This is a genomic window from Nocardioides antri (genome assembly GCF_008373765.1).
GTDB classification, from domain to species: domain Bacteria; phylum Actinomycetota; class Actinomycetes; order Propionibacteriales; family Nocardioidaceae; genus Nocardioides; species Nocardioides antri.
The window spans coordinates 1-706 of record NZ_VUJW01000026.1; the positions used below are offsets into that span (position 1 = coordinate 1).

Below are 706 nucleotides of genomic sequence, written 5' to 3' on the forward strand. Positions count from 1 at the left end.
CGGTTCTAGGGCCGCACCGCGATACTTGCCCAGTGCAAGAGTCGTCGGCCGATTGGGTCGCACTTTCCCCGCGTTTCACTCCGGGTTGGCCGTGGCCTGAGGAGTCATACGGCCTCGGGCCGATGTATGGCGATGACGGATGGTGTCGCGGTTGCGGCACCCCGTTGGTCGAGCAATCCGGTCCTCTTGTGATTCAGGGCAGCAAGTTCCCGAGCGCCGATGTGTGGATGCCGAACTGGCTCTTTGACGTGGTCTGCGTGTCGGCAGCGGTGGCCGACAGCATCGAGGACCGATTCGCCGTAGACCTGGGCGAGGTCCACAAACCTCGCACGGGCCCGACCGGCGTGAAGCAGATACGCCCCGTGCTGACGACTCAGCCATGGCATCGGGCGGAGGAACTGGCCGCGGCCGTACTCAGTCAGCACCGTCAGCACTCCGGCACTCAGACGGGGTCGGCCTGCCAGCGGTGTGACCGCTGGAAGTGGCTCCCAGTGGGCGAGAACGCTGTTCCGATCGTCGCGAGCGCGTTGCCGTCAACGACCTCCGATGTCGTCGCCTCACCAGAGTGCTTCGGCGACGGCTTGATGTCATTCCGCCATGTGCTCTTTCGGCGGGCACTGGGCGAAGCCCTGGTCGGTGCCAGCCCACGGAACTGGGACCTGGTCGAGGTCACGGTCACCTAGAGCCGACCGACCGCTAATCGGCA

The 706-nt window shown here is 65.4% G+C and carries 1 protein-coding gene; it reads left to right on the forward strand.

The window, feature by feature from the left end:
• Positions 1-188: 188 nt before the first annotated feature.
• Positions 189-683, forward strand: coding sequence for a hypothetical protein (locus F0U47_RS20275; RefSeq protein ID WP_149752313.1), 495 nt, complete (start codon positions 189-191; stop codon positions 681-683).
• The last annotated feature ends 23 nt before the right edge of the window (positions 684-706 follow it).